Genomic DNA, 21,846 nt, shown 5'->3' with positions numbered 1-21,846 from the left:
CCCGCGCCGAGCCGAACCGACTGGCCCAGCCCCGCGCTGATCGCCGCAACGGCTTCAGCCCTCGGTGCCTGGGCACGTGAAGGCTCGGCAGCGGCGGTCCGCGCCGACCACGGCCATCTCCAGCAGCCGCCGTGCTCCTGATCTGTCCTCGCACGCACCGTGTTGCCGTGGCGACCGCCAAGCGGCGGCACCGGAGTGCTCGCCAGAGTCAGTCTGATCGCGGCCGCAGCGGCCAAGGCCCCGCGCGCGCCCCGAGCACCCGCAGCCTCGGCGGCCACCGAGCCGGGTCGCCCGGCGCTTCGCCGGACCCGACTGGCCCAGCCCCGCACTCGCCGCGCTGATCGCCGCAATGGCTCAGCCCTCGGTGGTTGGGCAGGTGGGCCTCGGCGGCCACTGAGACCGAGCTCGGTCCCGCTGGGCGATCACCCGGACGAGGAGCCGGACCTGATCATCACGACCGGTCTCCCACTCAGCGCTGATACCGACTGGCCCGACCCCGCAACGGCCGAGTCCCCGCGCGCTCTAGGCGCACGGGGACTCGGCGGTCACTGAACCGGGGGGGTGCGACTAGTCGTCGTTTCCGCCGGGGGTGGACTTCGCTACCTGCATCAGGAACTCGATGTTGGTGCGCGACTTGCGCAGCCGGTCGAGCAGGAGCTCGATGGCGGCCTGGCTGTCGAGGGCGTGCAGCACCCGGCGCAGCTTGACCGTCACCGCGAGCTCGTCCGGCGAGAGCAGCAGGTCTTCCTTGCGGGTACCGGACGGGTCGACGTCGACCGCGGGGAAGATGCGCTTGTCGGCGATCTTGCGGTCGAGCTTGAGCTCGGCGTTGCCGGTGCCCTTGAACTCCTCGAAGATCACGGTGTCACCGGCGGAACCGGTCTCCACCAGCGCGGTGGCGAAGATGGTCAGCGAACCGCCACCCTCGATGTTGCGCGCGGCGCCGAGGAAGCGCTTGGGCGGGAACAGCGCCGTCGAGTCGACACCGCCGGAGAGGATCCGGCCGGACGCCGGGGCGGCGAGGTTGTACGCGCGGCCCAGGCGGGTGATCGAGTCGAGCAGCACCACCACGTCGTGGCCCATCTCCACCAGGCGCTTGGCGCGCTCGATGGACAGCTCCGCGACGGTGGTGTGGTCGCCCGGCGGCCGGTCGAAGGTGGAGGCGATGACCTCACCCTTGACCGAGCGCTGCATGTCGGTGACCTCTTCCGGGCGCTCGTCGACGAGCACCACCATGAGGTAGACCTCGGGGTTGTTGGTGGTGATCGCGTTCGCGATCGCCTGCAGCACCGAGGTCTTGCCCGCCTTGGGCGGGGACACGATGAGCGCGCGCTGCCCCTTGCCCACCGGCATCACCAGGTCGATGACGCGGGTGGTGAGGATGTGCGACTCGGTCTCCAGGCGCAGCCGCTCGTTGGGGTAGAGCGGGGTCAGCTTGGTGAACTCGGGCCGGTTGCGCGCCTGCTCCGGCTCCAGGCCGTTGATCGACTCCACCCGCACCAGCGGGTTGAACTTCTGCCGCTGCTGCTCGCCCTCGCGCGGCTGGCGGACCAGACCGGTGATGGCGTCGCCGCGGCGCAGCCCGTACTTGCGCACCAGCGACAGCGAGACGTAGACGTCGTTGGAGCCCGCGAGGTAGCCGGAGGTGCGCACGAACGCGTAGTTCTCCAGCACGTCGAGCACACCGGCGACCGGGAGCAGGACGTCGTCGTCGCGGACCTCGGTGTCGTTCTGGCCGCCACCGCCGGTCGTGCCCTCGGGGCGACCACCGCGGCGGCGGCGGTCGCGGAAGCGGCGGCCGCGGCGACCGCCGCGCTCGTCGTCGTCATCGTCGTCGACGGGCCGGTTGTCCTGCCGGTCGGACTGGCGACCCTCGGACTGGCGGTCCTGCTGCCGGTCCTGGCGGTCTTGGCGCTCCTGCCGGTCCGGACGGTCTTGCCTGTCCTGCCGGTCGGGGCGCTCGGACCGCTCGGACCGCTCGGAGCGGTCGGGCCGGTCCTGCCGGTCGCCCCGGTCCGGCCGGTCACCGCGGTCGGGCCGGTTGCGGTCGCGGCGGTCTCCCCGCTCGCCCCGCTCCCCGCGCTCGCCCCGGTCGCGGCGGTCCTGCCTGGTGTCCTCCCGGGACTCGGTCCGCCGCGGCTGCTCGGCCTGCGCCGGAGCGGTCACCTGCTGCTCGGCGGGCGCCGGGGTGCTGGCGGGGGCGGTGCTGGGCGCCGGGGCCGCGGTCGCGGTCCCCGCGGCCTGCTCCGGGCTGCCCGCCGCGCGGCTGGAGCCCCGGCGGCGGCGGTTGTCCCGGCCGCCGTCGGTCTGCCGCGGTGCCTCCGGCGCCGCGGTCTCGGTCGCGGCGGCAGGCGCCTCCGCGACCTCGGTGCGCTCGGCCTTGGCCGCCCGCTCGCGCTTGGGCTTGGCCTCGACGGGGGCGTCGGTGCCGTTGAGCGGCAGTTGCTGGGCGGCTCCGCCCGAGCCGCCACCCTGCCGCTCCTTGATGGCAGCGATGAGGTCGCCCTTGCGCATCCCCGTGGTACCGGTGATCCCCAGTTGACCCGCGAGCTCACGCAGTTCGGCGAGGACCATGCCGGACAGCCCCGCCCTGCGACGGGGTGTGCCCCCGTTGGCCTGCGCCTTGGCGGCCGGGTCGCTGCTCAGTAGATCGGTATTGCTCACACAAGTCCTTCCTGACCGGTCCCCGCCTCCTACGTGGACCAGCGGACCGCCGTGTCGTCGGAACGCGAGACGGCGTATCTCCCCTGCGCCGAACTCCCGCGCCACCAAGAGGAGGTCACGGGGCCGGGCCAACCGTGCGAACGCGGCCGCCAAAACAGGGAGCTGCTGGCCACCGCGGCCATCGGGTATCTGCGAGCCCGACTCGGACCTTGAAACTCAGGACAGAGCCGATACCCCGGCAGATGATGCGACCCGGGGAAAGAGCTCCCCGGGAACTGCACCGGCGCCCGTGCGCGCGGTGACTGAACGCCCCCGAGGGTAGACGGCAGTCACTCAAGGTGCAACAACCGGCTCACAGCGCGTCGGCCCGGATGTCGACCGGGGGACGGTGATCTGGGTCACCCCGCCGTCCCCCATTGACGCAGTGGCACCGTCACCGCCGGTGTCGCGGCTCAGCCGAGCGGGGTCACCACGACGCCCGATCGGTCTACCGCAACGGGGATGACCGTGAAGCCGGTGAGGTCGACCGCCCGCGGCAGGGCACTGCCCGTGGTCAGCGCCAGGACCGTCGGCCCGGCACCGGACACGGCGGCGGCGACGCCGCGGGCGCGCAGTTCGCGGACCACCCGCAGGGTGTCCGGCCACGCCTTCTCCCGGTAGTCCTGGTGCAGCGTGTCCGCGGTCGCGGGCAGCAGCAGGTCGGGCCGCTCGGCGATGGCCTGCACGGCGAGCGCGGCGCGCCCCACGGCGAACGCGGCGTCGGCGTGCGGCACGACCTCGGGCAGCAACCCCCTGGTCACGTGGGTCGCCGACCGCTCGGCGGGCACGATCGCGACCGGGCTGAGGTCCTCGTGCGGCTCGACCCGCGCGGCGCGGAAGCGCCCGGTGCGCTCGTCGCCCCAGGCGAGCACGAGGCCGCCGAGCAGGCTCGCCGCGACGTTGTCGGCGTGCCCCTCGAACTCCGCGGCCAGGTGCAGCGCGTCCTCGCGCGCGGTCCCGGTCAGCTCGACGCCCGCGAGGCCGTACCCGGCGGCGATGCCCGCGACGATCGCCGCGGCGGAGGACCCGAGACCGCGCGCGTGCGGGATCGCGTTGGCACAGGTCAGTTCCAGGCCGCCGGGGTCGTACCCGAGGTGCTCGACCGCCGCCCGCAGCGCGCGCACGACCAGGTGCGACTCGTCGAGCGCCACGTCGTCGGCGCCCTCCCCGCTGACCAGCACGGTCAGCGAGCTGGTGTGCGGGCGGACCTCGATCACGTCGTGCAGGGCGAGGGCGAGGCCGAGCGCGTCGAACCCCGCGCCCAGGTTCGCCGAGGAGGCGGGGACCCGGACGCGGACCCCCGCGCTCACCGCAGTTCCAGCGCGGAGGCGACCGCCGCGGCGTCCACCGGCACCGGCTCGACCTCGACCAGCCCGTCCAGCGCGGTGTCGGGGTCCTTGAGGCCGTGCCCGGTGACCGTGCAGACCACCACGGACCCCTCCGGCAGCCGACCGTCGGCCGCGGTGGCGAGCAGACCGGCGATGCTGGCGGCCGAACCCGGTTCCACGAAAACGCCCTCGCGCAGCGGCAGCAACCGGTACGCCTCGAGGATCTGCTTGTCGCTCACCGCATCGATGAGCCCGTTGGACTCGTCGCGGGCCGACACCGCGCCCGCCCAGGACGCTGGGCTGCCGACCCGGATCGCGGTGGCGATGGTCTCCGGGTTGGGCACCGGCTCGCCGCGCACGATCGGTGCCGCGCCCTCGGCCTGGAAGCCGAACATCCGCGGCGCGTGCCCGGTGATGCCGTCGTCGACGTAGTCGCGGTACCCCCGCCAGTACGCGGTGATGTTGCCCGCGTTGCCCACCGGCAGGCAGTGGATGTCCGGGGCCCGGCCGAGGGCGTCGCAGATCTCCCAGGCCGCGGTCTTCTGGCCGACCAAGCGGACCGGGTTCACCGAATTGACCAGCCCGACCGGGTACTCCGCCGAGGTCTTGCGGGCCAACTCGAGGCAGTCGTCGAAGTTCCCGTCGATCTGCAGGACCCGGGCGCCGTAGGCGACGGCCTGGGCGAGCTTGCCCTGCGCGATCTTGCCGCGCGGCACCAGGACCGCGGAGGTGAGCCCGGCGCGGGCGGCGTAGGCCGACGCCGAGGCGGAGGTGTTGCCGGTGGAGGCGCAGATGACCGCCTCAAGCCCCTGGGCGAGCGCGTAAGTGATGGCCACGGTCATGCCGCGGTCCTTGAAGGACCCGGTCGGGTTGTGGCCCTCGACCTTGAGGTAGACGGCGCTGCCGGTGCGCTCCGACAGGTACGGCGCGGGCAGCAACGGGGTGTTGCCCTCGCCGAGGGAGATGACCTTGGCGCCGTCGGGCACCGCGATCCGGTCCCGGTACGCCTCGATGATGCCCGGCCACCCTGGCCGCGCACCGGTGGGGTTGCTCATGACTCCTCGCCTTCGACCCGCATCACGCTGACCACCTCGTGCACGAACGGCAACCCGGCCACCTTGTCCACAGTGGACCGCAGGGCGGCGTCCGGCGCCGAGTGGGTGACGATCACCAGGCTCGCGTCGTTCGCCCGGCCCTCTTGGCGGACCGCGGCGATGCTCACCTCGTGCTGGGCGAACTCGGCGGCGACCGCCGCCAGCACACCCGCGCGGTCGGCCACGTCCAGGCTGATGTGGTACCTGGTCGAGGCCTGCGCGATCGGGCGCACCGGCAGGTCGGCGTAGGCCGACTCGCGCGGTCCGCGCCCGCCGACGACCCGGTTGCGGGCGACCGCGACCAGATCGCCGAGCACGGCGCTGGCGGTGGGTGCACCGCCGGCGCCGGGCCCGTAGAACATGAGCTGACCGGCGGCCTCCGCCTCGACGAACACCGCGTTGAACGCGCCGTTGACGCCCGCCAGCGGGTGGCTGCGCGGGATCATCGCCGGGTGCACCCGCACCGCGACGGACTCCTGGCCGTCGGCGTCGCGCACCCGCTCGCAGATCGCCAGCAGCTTGATCGTGCGGCCGAGCGCGCGGGCGGCGGCGAAGTCGGCCGAGGTGACCGCGGAGATGCCCTCGCGGTGCACGTCGCCAGCGGTGACCCGGGTGTGGAACGCCAGCGAGGCCAGGATCGCGGCCTTGGACGCGGCGTCGAAGCCGTCCACGTCGGCGGTCGGGTCGGCCTCGGCGTAGCCGAGCCGCGACGCCTCGTCGAGGGTCTCGGAGTACCCGGCGCCGGTCTCGTCCATCGCGGACAGGATGAAGTTGGTGGTGCCGTTGACGATGCCCATCACCCGGGTGATGCGGTCACCGGCCAGCGACTCGCGCAGCGGCCGCAGCAGCGGGATGGCCCCGGCGACCGACGCCTCGAAGTACAGGTCGGCACCGGAGCGGCCCGCGGCGTCGAACAGCTCGCCAGCGTGCTCGGCCAGCAGCGCCTTGTTCGCGGTGACCACGGATTTGCCCGCGTTGAGCGCGGCGAGCAGCCAGCCCCTGGTCGGCTCGATGCCGCCGATGACCTCGACCACCACGTCCACGTCCGGCCGGGTGACCAGGGCAGCGGCGTCGGTGGTGAGCAGCTCGGCTGGCACGTCGCGGTGCTTGTTGGGCCTGCGCACCGCGATGCCGACGAGCTCGATCCCCCCGCCGACGCGGGCGGTGAGGTCGTCGGCCTGCTCGGTGAGCAGCCGCACGATCTGCGTCCCCACGGTGCCGCAGCCCAGCAGGGCCACCCGGATCGGTTGTGCTGTCTCGCTCGTCGCCGAGGTCAAGAGGTCTCCAGTCTCAGCAGGTCGTCCACGGTCTCGCGGCGCAGCAGCAGCCGCGCCCCGCCTTCGCGCACGGCGACCACGGCGGGCCGGGGCAGCCGGTTGTAGTTGCTCGCCATCGAATAGCAGTAAGCGCCGGTCGCCGCCACCGCCAGCAGGTCGCCGGGTGCCAGGTTGTCGGGCAGCCAGCAGTCTCGCACCACAACGTCACCGGACTCACAGTGTTTGCCCACCACTCGGGACAGCACCGCGTGCGCGCCGCGCTCGCCCTCGTCGCTGGAGCGCGAAACCAGTCGGGTGTCGTAGAGGGCGTCGTAGAGGGCCGTGCGGATGTTGTCGCTCATCCCGCCGTCCACGCTGACGTAGCGGCGGCCGGTTCCGTGGCCGAGCGAGACGTCCTTGGTGGTGCCGACCTCGTAGAGGGTGATCATGCCGGGGCCGACGATGGCCCTGCCCGGCTCGACGGCGATCTTCGGCAGCGGCAGGCCCGCCTGCTCGCACTCCTTGGTGACGATGGTGCGCAGCTGCTCGGCCAGCCAGGCGGGCGGCGGCGGGTCGTCCTGGGCGGTGTAGGCGATGCCCAGGCCGCCACCCAGGTCGACGGTCGCGACCCCGGCGAGCTCCTCGGCGCCGTGCTCGGCGTGCAGCTCGGCGAGCAGGCCGATCACCCGGTGCGCGGCGACCTCGAAGCCGTCGGCGTCGAAGATCTGCGACCCGATGTGGCTGTGCAGGCCGATCAGGCGCAGCCCGCCCGCCTTGAGCACCCGCCGCGCCGCCTCGGCGGCGTCGCCGCCCGCGAGCGAGAAGCCGAACTTCTGGTCCTCGTGCGCGGTCGCGATGAACTCGTGGGTGTGCGCCTCGACGCCGACGGTCACCCGGATGAGGACGTCGGCGACGGTGTCGCGCTCGCGGGCGAGCTGGTCGAGCCGGGCGATCTCGAAGAACGAGTCGACCACGATGGTGCCGACCCCGGCGTCGAGCGCCTGCGCCAGCTCCGCGGTCGACTTGTTGTTGCCGTGCAAGGTGATCCGCGCGGGCGGGAAGTCCGCGCGCAGCGCCACGGCGAGCTCGCCGCCGCTGCAGACGTCGATGCTCAGGCCCTCGTCGGCGACCCAGCGGGCGATCTCGACCGACAGGAACGCCTTGGACGCGTAGTGCACCAGCGCCGGGTCGCCGAAGGCCTGCGCGTGCTCGCGGCAGCGCGCGCGGAAGTCGGCCTCGTCCACGACGAACAGCGGGGTGCCGTAGGTCTCGGCCAGCTCGCGCACGTCGACGCCAGCGACGCGCACAGCGCCGTCCGCGCCGCGGGTGGTGTTGCGCGGCCAGACGGACTCGACGAGCTCGTCGAGCGCGGCCGCGGTCGTCGGCCGCTCGCTCGCGGTGTTGCTCGGCGGCAGGACCTCCGCGTGCCGCGGACCTGCCGGGTGTGCCCTCATGATTCCTACAATCGTTGCGGTGCGGTGATCCCGAGCTGCCCCAGCCCGGTGGCCAGTACCCGCCGGGCCGCGGCGCACAACGCCAGCAGGGCGTCGTGCTCGCGGCGCGGTTGCGCGTCGCCCTGGGGCAGCACGCGGTGCTGTTCGGTGAACTCCCACGCCTGGTCGGCGAGCCTGCGCAGGTAGCGGACGGTTCGCGCGGGCGGACCGGTGACGGCGTCGGGGAACTCCGCGACGGTGCGCACCAGGTCGACCTCGTCGGGGTGGTCGAGCAGGTGGACGTCCACTGTGGTCGGCACGACGCCGAGATCCTCGCCGTTGCGCAGCAGTGCGCTGAGCATCGCGTGCACGTAGACCACGACGTGGAACGGGTTCTCCTCGGTCCGCCCGCGCAGCACCCCGACGTCCACGGTGACATCGCTCAGGGCGGCGAACCTGGCCGCGTCGGCACCCGCGGCGGCGACCAGGTCGGCGAAGGGCAGGTCGCCGGTGGTGGTGCGCACGGTGGCCGGGAGGGTGAGCCGCGGCGCCGGGGGCGCGGGGGCCTCGATGGCGCGGCGGACGGCGTCGGCGCGGGTCTCGGCGGTCAACTCGACGTTGACGTACCCGGCGCCCGCGACCTCGGCGGCGGCCACGGCGGGGTGCCCGAGCAGTTCGTCGGCCAGCCAGTGCGCCAGCAACCGCGGCGGGACACCGGCCGGACCGGCGGCGCGCAGCGCGACGGCGGTGGCGTAATCACCCCGGCCGCGGTCGCGCGGACGGGTGACGGCGACCTCGCTCGGCACGGCCCCGGTGTCGAGCCCGCGATCGCCCAGCACCCGCACCACGGCGGAACGAACCAGGTCAGCGAGCACGGCTGGGGTCACCGCTCAAGTCTAGGTATCGGGGTACTGGCGGCCGCCTGGGGTCCATAGACTCACCAGCATGATCCGGTACGCGCGCCACCTCGCCCTCGCCGCCGCCTGCGTCGCGCTCGCGGGCTGCGCGAGCGAGCAGCAGGGCAGCCCGGTGGTCGCCGAGTCGAGCGGGGCCTCGAGCGCCGATCCGGGGTTCAGCCCCACCGAGGACAACCAGGACCCGACGAAGAAGATCGACGGCGTGCTGGCGATCGAGTACGAGGGCGCCAAGCACGTCAAGCCGACCGAGCGGGTCGCCTACGACCACAAGCCCCCGCTGGGCGGCGCGCACGACGCGGTGTGGGCGCCGTGCAACGGCGTGGTCTACAAGAAGGCGGTGCGCACCGAGAACCTCGTGCACTCGCTGGAGCACGGCGCGGTCTGGCTGACCTACGACCCGGACAAGCTCGACGAGGACGGTGTCGCCGCACTGGTGAAGAAGGTCAACGGCAAGCCGTACACCGTCCTGTCGCCCTACCCCGGACAGCCCAAGGCGGTGTCCGTGCAGTCCTGGGGGCGCCAACTGCAGGTGGATTCGGCCGACGACAAGCGGGTCGACCAGTTCATCCAGGCGACCAGGGCCAACCAGTACCTGACCCCCGAACCGGGGGCGTCCTGCGACCAGATCGATCCCGATCGCTTCGACCAGGACAACCCGCCCCCGTTCGACCCGTCGGACCCCGGACCTGGTGCGATCCCGCCGACCGGTCGGTGACCCACCGGTGGCCCTCGGTTGACACCGACCAGACACCTGTTCCCTAGACTTGGCCTCCGCACCCACCAGGTGCGGGTTTCCCGGTCGGGAACCGACGCGCTCGAGGTCCGAGGGACGGCATGGCCAGCGGAACGAAGAAGAAGGGCCCACAGGGCGGCAAGGGTGGCGGCAAGAACGCGGTCAAGGCCGCGCGGTCGACCGTGGTCACCAAGAAGGGCCCGCCCTGGGCTCTGATCGCGGGCATCACCGCGATCGTGCTGCTGGCGGGCGGCGTGTTCACCTACGCGTTCCTGCAGGTCTCGGACGCGCAGAAGTTCATCGCCTCCGAGGACAACAAGGACCCGTCGGAGTCCATCCAGGGCGTGGTCAAGGTCCAGTACGCCTCCGGCCAGCACGTCCAGTCCACCCAGCGGGTGGCCTACGACCAGAGCCCGCCCTTCGGCGGCCCGCACGACGGCGTCTGGGCCGACTGCACCGGCATCGTGTACCCGAGCGCGGTCCGCACCGAGAACATGGTGCACGCGCTGGAGCACGGCTCGGTGTGGATCGCCTACAACCCGGACAAGGTCCAGGGCGCGGCGCTGGACAAGCTGAAGTCCAAGGTCGAGGGCACCGCGTACATGCTGATGTCGCCCTACCCCGGTCTCGACCGGCCGATCTCGCTGCAGTCGTGGGGCCACCAGCTCAAGCTCGACAGCGCCGACGACGAGCGGATCGACCAGTTCATCAAGTCGCTGCGCACGAACAACTACCAGAACCCCGAGCCGGGCGGCCGCTGCGACAGCAACCAGACCGGTTTCGACCCGGCCACCCCGCCGCCGTTCGTGGCCGAGAAGCCCGGCGCGGACGCGGTCGGCATGGACGGCAAGGCCCCGGGCGCCAGCACCGCCCCGTCGGCCCCCGCGGCCTCGACCCCCGCCGCCCCGACCACGTCGGCCGCCCAGCCCTCCCAGTGACCGACCAGGACACCCCGTCGACCGCCCCCAGCTCATCCGGGGGGCGGTCGACGCTCGTTTACGTGGCGGCCGCGGTCGTCGTGCTGCTGGTCGGCGCGGCGGCGGGCATGCTCATCACGCTCGCCGCGGTGGGCGGCGGTGACGACAACCCCGGCCCCGACTCGATCGACGTCGGGTTCTCCCAGGACATGCGGGTGCACCACCTGCAGGCCATCACCCTGGCCGGGATGGCCCGCGACCGCAGCGAGGACACCGAGGTCCGGCAACTGGCCTTCGACATCGAGTCCACCCAGCTCGACCAGAGCGGCCAGCTCAGCGGCTGGCTGACGGTGTGGGGCCAACCGACGCTGTCGCCGCCGGACCAGCCGCACATGCGCTGGATGGCGGGCGCCCACACCCACTCGGACACCACCGGCGTCGACCTGATGCCCGGCATGGCCACGAGCGAGGAGCTGATGAAGCTGCGCGCCCTCAAGGGCACGGAGTTCACCGTCTACTTCCTGCAGCTCATGCTCCGCCACCACGAGGGCGGCCTGGAAATGGCCTCCTACGCCGCCGACCACGCCCGGCTGGGGTACGTGCGGAACCTGGCGCAGAAGATCGCCTCTGGTCAGCAGGCCGAGGTCACCCTGCTCACCTCCATGATCAAGGCCCGGGGCGCCCAACCGCTGCCCAACTAGCCGCCGGCTCTCCCCTCCTCCGCCCGTCCCGGTCACCCGGGGCGGGCGGCTGTCATCTAGGCCCCGGAAATGGGCAGTGCGCAACAACTTCCTAGTTTCACTTTCATAGCCAGAGCGGCCCGAGGTCGAATTTCGAATCGGTTCCACATTCAACCAGGGGCGCCGCCCGAACGAAATCGCGAATTGCCCACTTCTGTTGTTGGCAATGAAAGCGCGGTGTCCGGCTGCCCGGGTGCGGCGAGAGCCGCTCCCGGGTGACATCGGCCGCACGGTCGGGTGGCCGCGCGGTGATCCGATTGACGCGTGATCAGTACCGGTGGGACGGTCCGGGGCCTATCGCGTCGGGATTCGCTTGAGGTGGGCTGTGGCAAAACGAGGAGTTCCGCACCTGCTGGTGGCGGTGGCCGTCGCCGTGGGGGTTGCGGTGGTGGAGGCGCGGCCCGCGGCCGCGGCGCACGTGACCGAGTACACCTTCGCCACCTGGAACATGCAGGGCGCCACCTACAAGGGGCGCAACGTCTGGGTCACGTCGCCGCAGCAGCGCGGTGTGGCCAGTCTCGTGCCCGCGCACGACGTCGTCGCCCTGCAGGAGGCCGGTTCGCTCAAGGAGATCGACGATTCCACGAGCAGGTGGAAATGCACGGCGTCGGTCAAGTCGCTGCGCCACGCCCGGCAGTGCGCCTGGCCCGTCAAGCTGGGGGCGAACACTTACAACCGCCAGTTGTATTTCGTGGAATCGGATGATCGAAAAGTGGGCACCGGGGAGCAGAACAGCAAGAACAACCTGGCGTTCGTCGTGGACACGGCCACGGTCCCGGTGAAGTCCTGGGACTACATCCCGCCCATCCGGGGCGAGGACTACTACGACGGCGACCGCGGCCTGCTGCAACTGGTGCTGACCGACAACAACGTCATCTACACCGCGCACGCCAACGCCAACGCCCCCAGCGGGATCAACATCGGCGCGCTGCTGCGGAAAGCGGAAGAAGCCACCTACGCGGTGCCCGGCGCCCGCGGGTGGCTGGTGTTGGGCGACTTCAACGCCGAACCCAAGTACATCCGCCCCGCGCTCGACCCGGACATCCGCCTCGCGGCCCCGACCAGGGCGACGACGCGCAAGGGCGACCTCACGCTGGACTACCTGATGTGGTCGGACCCCGACGGGGCGAAGGGGTTCGACGCGCGCGTCTTCGAGCGGGTCGCGCCCGAGCCGGGCCAGCAGTTCGGCTCGGACCACCGGCCGGTGTCGTTCACCGAGTCCTGACACCTGGAGGAGACCCGGCGATGAACCGCCACGTCCTGCTCGTCACCGCCGCCGCCCTGATCGCGGGCGCGACACCGGCCGCGGCGGCGCCGACGGTCTACCGGTACGGCCCCTTCTCGGTGGAGTGGGGCAACTCCTGCCTGCGGGCGACCGCGGGGACCCCGGTCCTGCACACGGGGACCAAGGGCGGGAAAGTCCCGTGCGGCAACAGTTTCAGCTACTGGTTCTTCGTGGAGACCGGGGACGGCCGCGCGGTGTTCATCCAGAACCACAACACCGGCGCCTGCCTGCGGCCGCACGACCCCGACGACTCGGCGTCCGAACTCGACGCCGACGACGCCGAGGCGGTGCGCTGCGACCGCTTCGACGAGGACCAGCGCTGGTACACCGGCACCCGCGACGGCGGGGCGACCACCACGCTGCGCAACGAGGACGGCCGCTACATCACCATCTCCAGCAGCGGCGGCGCGGTCGCGCTGGACGAGGAGCTGGCCGCGCCCAAGCAGCAGTCGTGGACCTTCCGCGGCGTGACCTCGACCGCCACGGTGCCCGACCTGCCCTGAGCGGCCGAGCTACCAGGAGAGCTGCCTGCACTTCGACGCCGCGTCGCGGTGCTCGACCTGCAGGGTGGCGTGCTCCAGGCCGTACTCGTCGTGCAGCAGCTCGCGCGCGGCGGCCAGGACCCGGCCCTGGTCGGCGTCCTCGGCCATGGTCAGGTGCGCCGAGGCGACCTCCATGCCCGAGGTCAGCGTCCACACGTGCAGGTCGTGCACCTCGGCGACGCCGGTGACCGCGCCGAGCCGGGTGGCCATCTCGTCCACGTCGACGCGCTCCGGGGCGTGCTGGAACAGGATCCGCAGCGCGCGCCTGGCCAGCGACCAGGTGCGCGGCAGGACCCAGAGGCCGATCGCGACGCCGATGATCGGGTCGGCCCAGCGCCAGCCGGTCGTGAGGGTGATCAGGGCGCTGACCAGCACACCGACCGAGCCGATGAGGTCGGCGACGACCTCCAGGTACGCGCCGCGCACGTTCAGGCTCTCCTCGGCGCCACCGCGCAGCAGGAAGAACGAGACGACGTTGGCGGCCAGGCCCGCGAGGGCGGCGACCAGGACCGGGAACCCGGGCACCGCGGGCGGGTTCCCGAAGCGCTCGACGGCCTCGAAGACCACGTACCCGGCGACGCCGAACAGCAGGAGCGCGTTGGCGAGGGCGGCCAGGACCTCGGCCCGGTAGAGGCCGAAGGTGCGGCCCGGTTTGGCGACCGCGCGGCGCGCCACGACGATGGCGGCGAGGGCGAGGCCCACCCCGACCACGTCGGTGAGCATGTGCGCGGCGTCGGAGATCAGCGCCAGCGAGCCGGTGACGACGCCGACGGCGAACTCCACGACCATGATCGCCGCGGCGATGCCGAAGGCGGCCCAGAGCCTGCCGACCAGCCGCCCGGAGGCGCTGGTCGCCACCGCGTGCCCATGGCCGTGGCCATGCCCGTGTCCGTGTCCCACCACGTACCCCTTCCCCGCCTGCCGGACCAACATATAGTCGCATGCGCATACATACAACGGACTGTGACCCGATCGGCGCGGATAGCCACTCGAACGAGGGATCATGCTGACGGACTCCCCGAGGTGCTGTCAGCGCTCTGGTAAACGGGAAGGTGTGGTTACCCCATCGCAGCCGGGGGGCGCGCGCCCGGTCACCGCCCTCGCCCTGGTCCTGTTGTCGCTGGCCACGGCCGCGGCACAAGCCTCAGGGCCCGCCCAACCGCCCGCGCACGCGGACCCCGTCGCGATGACGCCGGTGCGGGAGCCGCGACCGGCCGCGGCCGATCAAGCCGGGGCCGCGGTGCCCCAGCTGGTCGCCGGGTTCCCGGCCGTCGGGCCGGTCACCCAGCTGCCCGCGCCGACCCCGGTCGAGCAGGCGGCACCGCAGGCCCCGGTGACCTCGACCGGGGTGCCCAGCAACATGCTCGACGCCTACCGCAAGGCGGAGCGGATGGCGCCGAAGGACTGCGGGCTGCGGTGGTACCACCTGGCGGCGATCGGGCGGGTCGAGTCCGGCCACGCGGGCGGCGGGCGCGCCGACGACAACGGCGACACCGCGCCGCGCATCCTGGGCCCGGTGCTCTCCGGCGGCCCCGGGGTCGCGGCCATCGCCGACACCGACGGGGGTGAGCTGGACGGGGACACCACCTGGGACCGCGCGGTCGGCCCGATGCAGTTCATCCCGTCGACCTGGCGCAAGTACGCCGCGGACGGCAACGGCGACGGGGTGCGCAGCCCGCACAACATCTACGACTCGGCGGTGGCCGCGGGCCGCTACCTGTGCTCGGGCGGGATGGACCTCACCAACGTCGACGACCTGGGCGCGGCGATCTTCCGCTACAACCACTCCGGCGACTACGTGGTCGCGGTGACGACCTGGCTGACGGCGTACTCGGGGGGCGTCACGCCGATCCCGCCCGCGCCGCCGGTCGAGGAGGCGCCGGTGGTCGCGGTGCCGGAGCAGCCGCCGTCACCGTCGCCGGAACCGGCCCCCACGACGACGCTGCCGCCCTCGGAGACGCCCGCGCCGACGGAGTCCTCGGTGCCGAGCGAGCCGCCGTCCACGGAGCCGTCAGAGCCCCCGGTCGAGGCCACCGAGAACACCGAGGACACCGCGACGGGGACGCCGACGGTCACGCCCACGGAGACGTCCCGACCGACGCCGCGACCGGCGCGGCCGCACCGGCCCCGGCCCGGGCAGCAGGACTGCGCCCCGACAGACGCCAACGGCCCCGCGGATGGCGGGGCCGTGAGCGGTGGCGCTGCGGCGGGCAGTGGTGGCGCGGAGGAAAACACCTCCGGCGCAGCTGCGGCAACTGCGCCGGAGGGTGACTGCGGGCGCAACTAGATCAGCCGGTCGCCGCTCTCGGGGTGGAACAGGTGGATCTCGGTCGGGTCGCGCAGCACGACGCGCACGGTCTGGCCGAGGCTCGGCGGGATCCGGCCGTCGACCCGCAGCACCAGGCGCGGGCCTTCGGGGTCGGCGGCGACCGAACCGTGCACCAGCGCGTCCGCGCCCAGCTCCTCGACCAGTTCGACCACCAGGTCGAAGGCGTTGGGCGCGCCCGCGGGGACCAGGCCGAGCGACTCGGGGCGGATGCCGACGGTCACCGTGCTCAGGCTGTCCTGGGCGATGGCGGCCACGGTGTCGCGGGTCAGCGGGATGTCGAGCTCACCGACGCGCAGGGTGCCGTTGCCGACGGTGGTCGTGCGCAGGTTCATCGAGGGGGAGCCGATGAACCCGGCGACGAAGGAGTTCGCGGGGCGGTCGTAGAGCGCGCGCGGGGTGTCGCACTGCTGCAGCAGACCGTCCTTGAGCACGGCGACGCGGTGGCCCATGGTCATGGCCTCGACCTGGTCGTGCGTCACGTAGATCGTGGTGGTGCCCAGGCGGCGCTGCAGGGCGGCGATGTTGGCCCGGGTCTCCACGCGCAGCTTCGCGTCGAGGTTGGACAGCGGCTCGTCCATGAGGAACACGGCGGGGTCGCGCACGATGGCCCGGCCCATGGCCACCCGCTGGCGCTGGCCGCCGGAGAGCGCCTTGGGCTTGCGGGCGAGGTACTTCTCCAGGTCGAGCAGCTTGGCCGCCTCGGTGACCTTCTCCGAGATGACCTGCTTGGACAGCCCCTGCAGCTTGAGCGCGAAGCCCATGTTCTGCGCGACGGTCATGTGCGGGTAGAGCGCGTAGGACTGGAACACCATGGCGATGTCGCGCCCCTTGGGCGGCACCGAGGTGACGTCGCGGTCGCCGATGCGGATGGCGCCCTCGTCCACGTCCTCCAGCCCGGCGAGCATCCGCAGCGCCGTCGACTTCCCGGAGCCGGAAGGCCCCACCAGGACCAGGAACTCCCCGTCCTCGATCGACAGGTCCAGCCCGTCCACCGCCCGCACCGGCGGGGACCCGGGGTACACCCTCGACGCAGCTTCGTACCGGACCTCGGCCACAACACCCTCCTAGCCGTCGCGCCCGAATGCGTTCAGACGCCCCCGAAAGGCCAAAATTGCCTCAGCGATCGAGCAGAGGCTAGTGCCAGATCCCCAAAAGGTCCAGACCACTTCGCCGCCGATTCCCGACCGTGACCAACCCCGTCACACACCCCCTGCGCGCGTCCTCCACCCCGCGTGCGGTACTCTTCCCCCCGTTGAAAAGCCGCCCCCGTAGCTCAGGGGATAGAGCACCGCCCTCCGGAGGCGGGAGCGCAGGTTCGAATCCTGCCGGGGGCACTCACTTCAGGCGGCCTGTGTTCGCGGAAAGCGCGAACCGGGTCGTTCGTCATTCTCTCTGGGGTGCGACCCCAGACCCGCCCGGCGGGCTGCGCCCCCGGACCCCCATTCAGTGGCCATGTGGAACCGGGTCGTTCGTTGTTTTTTCTGGGGTGCGACCCCAGGCCCGCCCGGCGGGCTGCGCCCCGGACCCCCATTCGGTGGGCGTGTGGAACCGGGTCGTTCGTCATTCTCTCTGGGGTGCGACCCCAGAGACGCCCGGCGGGCTGCGCCTCCGGACCCCATTCGGTGGCCGTGTGGATGCTGTACGAGCCTGCCCGGGGGCACACAAACATGGGCAACATCGACGGCCGGAACGCTCTGGCGGACACGCTCTAGTGGGTCAGAGCGGCCAGCCGTTCGGACAGGGCGTTGTCGTGGTAGAACTCGGCCACCCGGAGGGCGTTGCGCAGGAACCACGGGGTTGTCGGGGTCTCGAACACCTCGATCCAGGTGACCAGTTCCCGCAAGCCCGCCCGCGGATCACCGGCGTCGACGCCTTCGAGGGCATCGCGCAGCGCCCCACCCTCCAGCCCCTGGCACTCCGCGATCAGACTCAGCACGACCCGCGCGGCGGTGGTGGCGCTCAGCGGTGGGTCAGCCCGCTCCGGTGGTGGGCCGTCCCACTGGACCTGGTCGCGCAGGCAGGCCACGTGGTACCAGCTGCGCTCGTCGCCGAGGTAGTCCGCGACGGCTTCCAACCGCCGGAAGTACGAGGGCGCCAGCGGCACGTACTCGTCGATGAGCCAGGAAACCAGCCAGTCGAACGCGATTTCACACTCACCGGCGGCCGCGTCCTCCCGAACGGACTCGGCCTGGTGCCGGGGAAACCCCGGCGTCTCGTCCACCAGCCGCGCGAGCACGTCGTCGATGGTGTGCCGGTTCACGACCAGGTCCGGTTCCGTCATGTCCCCCATCTCACCAGCATTCGCGGCATGCGCACCTTGGCGGTCGACTCCTCGCCACCGAAGTCGTGGGCGTGCTCTCCCGAGCAGGCGCCGGAGTCGATGGTCAGGGCTCGCCGGTCACCTTCCGGCGGTGCTCCGGTCACGGGCCTACGGGATTGCGGTTCAACTGCTGCTTTGTGGGGTGGGCGGTGATGATCCGGTCCGTAGCGGTTCGTAAACCACCTTGATCTCCACCCCGTAGTAGGTGCCGATGAGGTGGCCCCGGTTCGGACGGTTGTGCCTGTCGTAGTCGTTCCTGGGCTTCTCCACCCAGCGCGCGGCCGGGTTGGTGGCCACCTCCGCGATCGCGTCGAGGATCTGGTCGTCGGACCACGACTGGGGGAAGACGTCCTTGCGCGGGTTGCCCGGATAGGCGTGGCCACCGCTGTAGCCACCGTCCGCCACCTGCTCCCCGACCAGGATGTGGTGCTGCCGCTCCGGCGTGATCATCAGCCTGCCGAGGCCGGTGACCGGTGGCACCGGGGTGCTCTACCTGCAGCACATCGTCGCCCTGCACGCCCCCATCCGCGACGGCGAGCTTCGGAGTTCCTTGAGCCTCACCTTGCGATGACCACTGCTGACGCAACCTTCCCAAAAAGTACCTGACACCGGTCGTACAGGGCTGTTATGGTGCGTACATGGACAACGCGCAGAAGGCGGTCTACGTCAGCGAGGGCGGTAGGCAGGCGATCTTGGAGCGGTACCGGCGGGTGCTCGACGGGTGGCCGGTGGCCGCGGCGGAGGTTCGGGTGCCGACGCGGGAGGGGGAGACGTTTGTGGTGGTCAGCGGGGAGGTGGGGGCGCCGCCGGTGGTGTTGTTGCACGGGGCGGGGACCAATGCGGCCATGTGGGCCGGGGATGTGGCGGCGTGGGCGGAGCACTTCCGGGTCTACGCGGTGGACGTGATCGGGGAGCCGGGGTTGTCGGCGGCGTCGCGGCCGGAGTTGGGGTCGGGGGCGTATGCGGGGTGGCTCGATGACGTGTTTGACCACTTTGGACTCAAACAGGCCGCGGTCGTTGGGGCGTCGCTCGGTGGGTGGCTGGCGTTGGACTACGCCACGCGGCGGGTGGGGCGGGTGGAGCGGCTTGTGTTGCTGTGCCCGGGTGGGGTTGGCAGGCAGAAGACGGGGGTCTTGTTCAAAGCGTTGCTGTACAAGCCATTCGGCAAGTGGGGCATGCGCCGGTCCATCAAGGCCGTCGCGGGGGTCGACGCCGCGGAAACGCCGGAGGTGTCGGACTACCTCGTGTTGACGTTCACCCACTTCCGGCCCCGTCGGGAGCAACTGCCCATCTTCTCCGACGAAGCCCTCCAGCGGCTCACCATGCCAGTGCTGGCGATCGTCGGCGAACAGGACGCGATGCTGGATTCCCGCGGCACCGCCAAACGCCTCGAACACGCTGTGCCGCAAGCACAGGTGAACTTGCTACCCGGTGTCGCCCACTCCATCATCGGGCAGACGCAACAGATCCTCGATTTCTTGCGCGCTTGACGAGATCCGCGGCGGAGGAGGTCCAGTCGGGGAAGTCGAAGGTGAAACCCGCGTCCAGGAGCCGAGTTGGGACTACGCGTCGACTCTTGAGCAGCAGTTCGGTGTCGGAGCGCAGGACGAACGCACCGATCTCGGCCATCCACCCGGTGGCGGGCAAGCCGAATGGCCTGCGCCAACTCCGGCGGAGGACCCGGATGAAGTCGCGATGCGGGAGCGGGCCGGGCGAGGCCAGGTTGACCGGCCCGTCGAGGTCGTCGCGCTCGATGAGGAAGTCGATCGCGCGCAGGAAATCCCGGTCGTGGATCCACGACACGTACTGGCGACCGCCCGCCACGGGACCGCCGAGACCCAAGCGGGCCATCCAGGAGAGCATGTCGAAGACACTGCCGCGGTCGGGGCTCATGACCATGGCGGCGCGCAGGGCCACCTTGCGCGTGGACGGCGTCGAAGCCTGCTGCTGGGCCAACTCCCACTGCTTGGCGATCTCGGCGCTGAAGGCCCAGTACGCGGGGACATCCGGTTCGTCGCCGCCGATGACACCGGTCAACTCGTCATTGGGAGCGTCGTGGCGGTGGGCGTAAATGGTGGCGGTACTCATCTGCAACCACACCCGCGGCGGCACAGCAGCCGCGGCGATCGCCTCACCCACCACCCGCGTGGAGTCCACACGGGACTCCATCATCTCCCGCAAGTTCTCCTCGGTATAGCGGCAATCAACACTGCGCCCAGCCAAGTTGACCACCACATCACACCCGTCAACCTCAGCAGCCCAAGCCCCAAGCGAACGCCCGTCCCACCCCACCACCCGAACCCCGCCCCCAACCCCAGCGGCCCGCCTGCTCAACACCACCACCTCATGCCCAGCAGCAGCAAGCGAGCGACTGAGAAACCCACCCACGTTCCCGGTCCCCCCGGGCAGCACGATCTTCATGACTCACGCTACCTCCGAACACCGGTGGCCAACCGCCTCTAACCAGGCGATTGACCACCGGGTGCGGGGCAAATCACGCTGCCACGGTCCGATACTGCCGGTACGGGCGCTAGGACCAGGCCTCGGCGGCCTTGGTCGCGTAGTCGGTAAAGCGGCGGGCGGGGCGGCCTAGTAGGTCTTCTACATGGGTCGTGGGGGGTGCGCTCTGGCCGGTCTGGAGGTAGGCGAAGAGTCCGTTGAGGATGGATACGACCTCGGTCGGGACTCCGGCGGCGTGGAGTTCGTTGGCGTACTCGGTGGGGGTTAGTTCTTCGTACTTGATGGGCCTACCCGCGGCCTGGGCGATGATGTCCACGGCCTCGGCGAAGGTCAGCGCCTCGGGGCCGGACAGGTCGTAGGTCTTGCCGTGGTGGCCGCCGTTGGTCAGGACTGTGGCGGCTACGTCGGCGATGTCTTGGGCGTCGATGAAGGGTTCGGGGACGGCGCCTGCGGGCAGGGCCAAGCGGCCTGCCAGGAGCGGGCCGTGGAAGAGGTCTTCGTTGAAGTTCTGGTTGAAGTTGTTGGGCCGCAGGACTGTCCACTCGACACCGAGGTCGCGGACGGCGCGCTCCGCCTCAGCCATACCCGGGAAGATCGCCCCGGCGGGGGTGTCGAGGCCGCGGCCGGAGAGGACCACGAAGCGGCGGACACCCGACTCGGCGGCTTGGTCGACGAACGCCTTGATCGGCGTCGGGTCGTCCGGTGCGACGAGGTAGAGCGCGGAGGCGCCGGACAGGGCGCCAGCCCAGGTGTCCGGAATGGACCAGTCGAACCGGGTGGGGCTTTGCCGGGAGGCGGCCCGCACGGGCTCGCCCGCCTCGTGCAGGGCGCGGTGGAGGCGGCGGCCGGTCTTGCCGGTCGCGCCGAGGACCAGGATCGTCATACCGCTCAGTGAACCCAGCGGGCCGCCGGTCGACCATGGCCCGGCGTACGCACCACATGTGTCATCGTCCGGCCGCTATCGTGGGGAGCATGGATCCGTTCGACGAGCTGCTGCGGGGCGTCCGCGCGAGTGGTGCCGACCTGCGGCGGGTGGAGTTGTCCGGAACCCGGCGGCTCGGCGCGGAGGGGTCGCTGGTCCTGTGCGCACCGCTGCGCGGCAGCGTCACCGCGGCCGGGAGGGCGGTGCCCGTCGGCGAGACCTTGGTGGCGCGCGAGCCGGTGACCGTCGTCGGGGACGCGGTCCTGTTCGTCGGCACGTACCAGGTGCGCGGCAAGGTGGGCCGTCGCCTGCTCGGGGTCCTGCCGTCCGTGCTGGTGGTCCCCGACGGCGCCGGGTGCGAGTCGATCCGCGGCTTCGTCGACGCGCAGACCAGCGGTGGCGCCCAGGTCGCCCAGGACCGCCTGCTCGACTGGCTGGTCGTGTGCACGTTGCGCGGCTGGTTCGACACGGAGGCCGCGGGCACGGGGTGGCTGCACGCCATGGGCGACGACACCGTCGGCCCGGTCCTGCGGGCGATGCACCGCGAGCCGGAGCGGTCGTGGACGCTCGCGACCCTCGCCGACCAGGCGGGCGTCTCCCGCACGACCCTGGCGACCCGGTTCGCGAAGCTCGTCGGCGAACCCCCGCTCACCTACCTCACCGACTGGCGGATGACCCTCGCCGCCGACCTGCTCACCGAGTCGGCCGCCACCGTCGCCGCCGTCGCCCGCCAGGTCGGGTACGCCGACGCGTTCGGCTTCAGCGCGGCTTTCAAGCGCTTCCACGGCACCAGCCCCAGCGAGTACCGGGCGACCTGCGACCCGACCGCCGAGTGCGTCGACCAGGTCTGCTCCTAGCAGTTCCGGA

The 21,846-nt window shown here is 71.8% G+C and carries 21 protein-coding genes and 1 tRNA gene; 9 read left to right on the top strand and 13 right to left on the bottom strand.

Translation table 11 applies throughout. From position 1 onward, the window contains the following. Nucleotides 1-567: 567 nt before the first annotated feature. From rho to LV75_RS06625, 6 genes are all read right to left on the bottom strand, one after another. Nucleotides 568-2,664: a transcription termination factor Rho gene (gene rho, locus LV75_RS06650; protein WP_253885817.1), complete on the bottom strand. Its 2,097-nt coding sequence runs from the start codon at nucleotides 2,662-2,664 to the stop codon at nucleotides 568-570. A gap of 452 nt (nucleotides 2,665-3,116) precedes the next feature. Then, nucleotides 3,117-4,013: a homoserine kinase gene (gene thrB, locus LV75_RS06645; protein ID WP_253885816.1), complete on the bottom strand. Its 897-nt coding sequence runs from the start codon at nucleotides 4,011-4,013 to the stop codon at nucleotides 3,117-3,119. Next, complete coding sequence (gene thrC, locus LV75_RS06640) at nucleotides 4,010-5,086, bottom strand: threonine synthase (protein WP_253885814.1); 1,077 nt, start codon at nucleotides 5,084-5,086, stop codon at nucleotides 4,010-4,012. The genes thrB and thrC overlap by 4 nt, the downstream gene beginning before the upstream one ends. Beyond that, complete coding sequence (locus LV75_RS06635; RefSeq protein ID WP_253885812.1) at nucleotides 5,083-6,402, bottom strand: homoserine dehydrogenase; 1,320 nt, start codon at nucleotides 6,400-6,402, stop codon at nucleotides 5,083-5,085. The genes thrC and LV75_RS06635 overlap by 4 nt, the downstream gene beginning before the upstream one ends. Beyond that, nucleotides 6,399-7,835: a diaminopimelate decarboxylase gene (gene lysA, locus LV75_RS06630; RefSeq protein WP_253885810.1), complete on the bottom strand. Its 1,437-nt coding sequence runs from the start codon at nucleotides 7,833-7,835 to the stop codon at nucleotides 6,399-6,401. The genes LV75_RS06635 and lysA overlap by 4 nt, the downstream gene beginning before the upstream one ends. A gap of 5 nt (nucleotides 7,836-7,840) precedes the next feature. Then, nucleotides 7,841-8,701, bottom strand: a complete 861-nt coding sequence (locus tag LV75_RS06625) for a DALR anticodon-binding domain-containing protein (protein ID WP_253885809.1) — start codon at nucleotides 8,699-8,701, stop codon at nucleotides 7,841-7,843. A gap of 58 nt (nucleotides 8,702-8,759) precedes the next feature. Between LV75_RS06625 and LV75_RS06620 the strand changes: the two genes are divergently transcribed. The 5 genes from LV75_RS06620 (at nucleotide 8,760) to LV75_RS06600 (ending at nucleotide 12,909) form a co-directional block, all read left to right on the top strand. Continuing rightward, the gene (locus LV75_RS06620; protein WP_253885807.1) at nucleotides 8,760-9,446 is read left to right on the top strand and encodes a thioredoxin-like domain-containing protein; all 687 of its coding nucleotides are present in this window, start codon (nucleotides 8,760-8,762) and stop codon (nucleotides 9,444-9,446) included. Nucleotides 9,447-9,565: 119 nt separating this feature from the next. Then, nucleotides 9,566-10,402, top strand: coding sequence for a thioredoxin-like domain-containing protein (locus tag LV75_RS06615; RefSeq protein WP_253885806.1), 837 nt, complete (start codon nucleotides 9,566-9,568; stop codon nucleotides 10,400-10,402). A gap of 62 nt (nucleotides 10,403-10,464) precedes the next feature. Beyond that, nucleotides 10,465-11,082, top strand: a complete 618-nt coding sequence (locus LV75_RS06610; protein WP_253885805.1) for a DUF305 domain-containing protein — start codon at nucleotides 10,465-10,467, stop codon at nucleotides 11,080-11,082. Nucleotides 11,083-11,446: 364 nt separating this feature from the next. Then, entirely contained in the window at nucleotides 11,447-12,346 is a 900-nt protein-coding gene (locus LV75_RS06605) for an endonuclease/exonuclease/phosphatase family protein (RefSeq protein ID WP_253885803.1), read from the top strand. A 20-nt stretch (nucleotides 12,347-12,366) separates the two neighbouring features. After that, a complete protein-coding gene (locus tag LV75_RS06600) occupies nucleotides 12,367-12,909 on the top strand; it encodes a hypothetical protein (RefSeq protein ID WP_253885801.1) in 543 nt (180 codons plus the stop codon). Nucleotides 12,910-12,918: 9 nt separating this feature from the next. Here LV75_RS06600 and LV75_RS06595 read toward each other — a convergent pair whose 3' ends face one another. Next, nucleotides 12,919-13,848, bottom strand: a complete 930-nt coding sequence (locus LV75_RS06595; RefSeq protein ID WP_372504144.1) for a cation diffusion facilitator family transporter — start codon at nucleotides 13,846-13,848, stop codon at nucleotides 12,919-12,921. Nucleotides 13,849-14,002: 154 nt separating this feature from the next. Between LV75_RS06595 and LV75_RS06590 the strand changes: the two genes are divergently transcribed. Next, nucleotides 14,003-15,235, top strand: coding sequence for a lytic transglycosylase domain-containing protein (locus LV75_RS06590; RefSeq protein ID WP_253885798.1), 1,233 nt, complete (start codon nucleotides 14,003-14,005; stop codon nucleotides 15,233-15,235). On the opposite strand, the gene LV75_RS06585 is transcribed toward LV75_RS06590, so the two are convergent. Continuing rightward, nucleotides 15,232-16,332 (bottom strand): ABC transporter ATP-binding protein, encoded by a 1,101-nt coding sequence (locus LV75_RS06585; RefSeq protein ID WP_253885796.1) that lies wholly within the window; start codon nucleotides 16,330-16,332, stop codon nucleotides 15,232-15,234. The genes LV75_RS06590 and LV75_RS06585 overlap by 4 nt on opposite strands. 207 nt (nucleotides 16,333-16,539) lie before the next feature. On the opposite strand from LV75_RS06585, the gene LV75_RS06580 reads away from it, so the two are divergent. After that, nucleotides 16,540-16,611: transfer RNA gene (locus LV75_RS06580), tRNA-Arg, on the top strand. 374 nt (nucleotides 16,612-16,985) lie between these two features. Here the strand turns inward: LV75_RS06580 and LV75_RS06575 are convergent. From LV75_RS06575 to LV75_RS06565, 3 genes are read right to left on the bottom strand one after another with little or no spacing between them, the layout of a single operon-like run. Further along, nucleotides 16,986-17,558: a DUF6189 family protein gene (locus tag LV75_RS06575; protein ID WP_253885795.1), complete on the bottom strand. Its 573-nt coding sequence runs from the start codon at nucleotides 17,556-17,558 to the stop codon at nucleotides 16,986-16,988. Next, nucleotides 17,555-17,701: a hypothetical protein gene (locus LV75_RS06570; protein ID WP_253885793.1), complete on the bottom strand. Its 147-nt coding sequence runs from the start codon at nucleotides 17,699-17,701 to the stop codon at nucleotides 17,555-17,557. Before LV75_RS06570 ends, LV75_RS06575 begins: the two co-directional genes overlap by 4 nt. 19 nt (nucleotides 17,702-17,720) lie before the next feature. After that, the gene (locus LV75_RS06565) at nucleotides 17,721-18,077 is read right to left on the bottom strand and encodes an EndoU domain-containing protein (RefSeq protein ID WP_253885791.1); all 357 of its coding nucleotides are present in this window, start codon (nucleotides 18,075-18,077) and stop codon (nucleotides 17,721-17,723) included. 158 nt (nucleotides 18,078-18,235) lie between these two features. On the opposite strand from LV75_RS06565, the gene LV75_RS06560 reads away from it, so the two are divergent. Beyond that, complete coding sequence (locus LV75_RS06560) at nucleotides 18,236-19,087, top strand: alpha/beta fold hydrolase (protein ID WP_253885789.1); 852 nt, start codon at nucleotides 18,236-18,238, stop codon at nucleotides 19,085-19,087. On the opposite strand, the gene LV75_RS06555 is transcribed toward LV75_RS06560, so the two are convergent. Both LV75_RS06555 and LV75_RS06550 read right to left on the bottom strand, forming a co-directional pair. Beyond that, nucleotides 19,044-20,018: a TIGR01777 family oxidoreductase gene (locus LV75_RS06555; protein WP_253885788.1), complete on the bottom strand. Its 975-nt coding sequence runs from the start codon at nucleotides 20,016-20,018 to the stop codon at nucleotides 19,044-19,046. The two genes, LV75_RS06560 and LV75_RS06555, sit on opposite strands and share 44 nt — an antisense overlap. A gap of 109 nt (nucleotides 20,019-20,127) precedes the next feature. Next, the gene (locus LV75_RS06550; protein WP_253885786.1) at nucleotides 20,128-20,940 is read right to left on the bottom strand and encodes an NmrA family NAD(P)-binding protein; all 813 of its coding nucleotides are present in this window, start codon (nucleotides 20,938-20,940) and stop codon (nucleotides 20,128-20,130) included. Nucleotides 20,941-21,029: 89 nt separating this feature from the next. Between LV75_RS06550 and LV75_RS06545 the strand changes: the two genes are divergently transcribed. After that, nucleotides 21,030-21,836, top strand: a complete 807-nt coding sequence (locus LV75_RS06545) for an AraC family transcriptional regulator (protein WP_253885784.1) — start codon at nucleotides 21,030-21,032, stop codon at nucleotides 21,834-21,836. Nucleotides 21,837-21,846: the final 10 nt, after the last annotated feature.

Source organism: Actinokineospora diospyrosa, from assembly GCF_024171925.1.
Lineage (GTDB): Bacteria > Actinomycetota > Actinomycetes > Mycobacteriales > Pseudonocardiaceae > Actinokineospora > Actinokineospora diospyrosa.
This window is presented reverse-complemented; position numbering and strand designations above follow the sequence as displayed.

Coding starts and splice junctions, on each gene's coding strand:
- lysA (WP_253885810.1), bottom strand. CDS start 7,835: ATGAGGGCACACCCGGCAGGTCCGCGGCACGCGGAGGTCCTGCCGCCG.
- LV75_RS06620 (WP_253885807.1), top strand. CDS start 8,760: ATGATCCGGTACGCGCGCCACCTCGCCCTCGCCGCCGCCTGCGTCGCG.
- LV75_RS06615 (WP_253885806.1), top strand. CDS start 9,566: ATGGCCAGCGGAACGAAGAAGAAGGGCCCACAGGGCGGCAAGGGTGGC.
- LV75_RS06560 (WP_253885789.1), top strand. CDS start 18,236: ATGGACAACGCGCAGAAGGCGGTCTACGTCAGCGAGGGCGGTAGGCAG.
- LV75_RS06555 (WP_253885788.1), bottom strand. CDS start 20,018: ATGAAGATCGTGCTGCCCGGGGGGACCGGGAACGTGGGTGGGTTTCTC.
- LV75_RS06575 (WP_253885795.1), bottom strand. CDS start 17,558: ATGACGGAACCGGACCTGGTCGTGAACCGGCACACCATCGACGACGTG.
- LV75_RS06545 (WP_253885784.1), top strand. CDS start 21,030: ATGGATCCGTTCGACGAGCTGCTGCGGGGCGTCCGCGCGAGTGGTGCC.
- LV75_RS06550 (WP_253885786.1), bottom strand. CDS start 20,940: ATGACGATCCTGGTCCTCGGCGCGACCGGCAAGACCGGCCGCCGCCTC.
- LV75_RS06600 (WP_253885801.1), top strand. CDS start 12,367: ATGAACCGCCACGTCCTGCTCGTCACCGCCGCCGCCCTGATCGCGGGC.
- thrC (WP_253885814.1), bottom strand. CDS start 5,086: ATGAGCAACCCCACCGGTGCGCGGCCAGGGTGGCCGGGCATCATCGAG.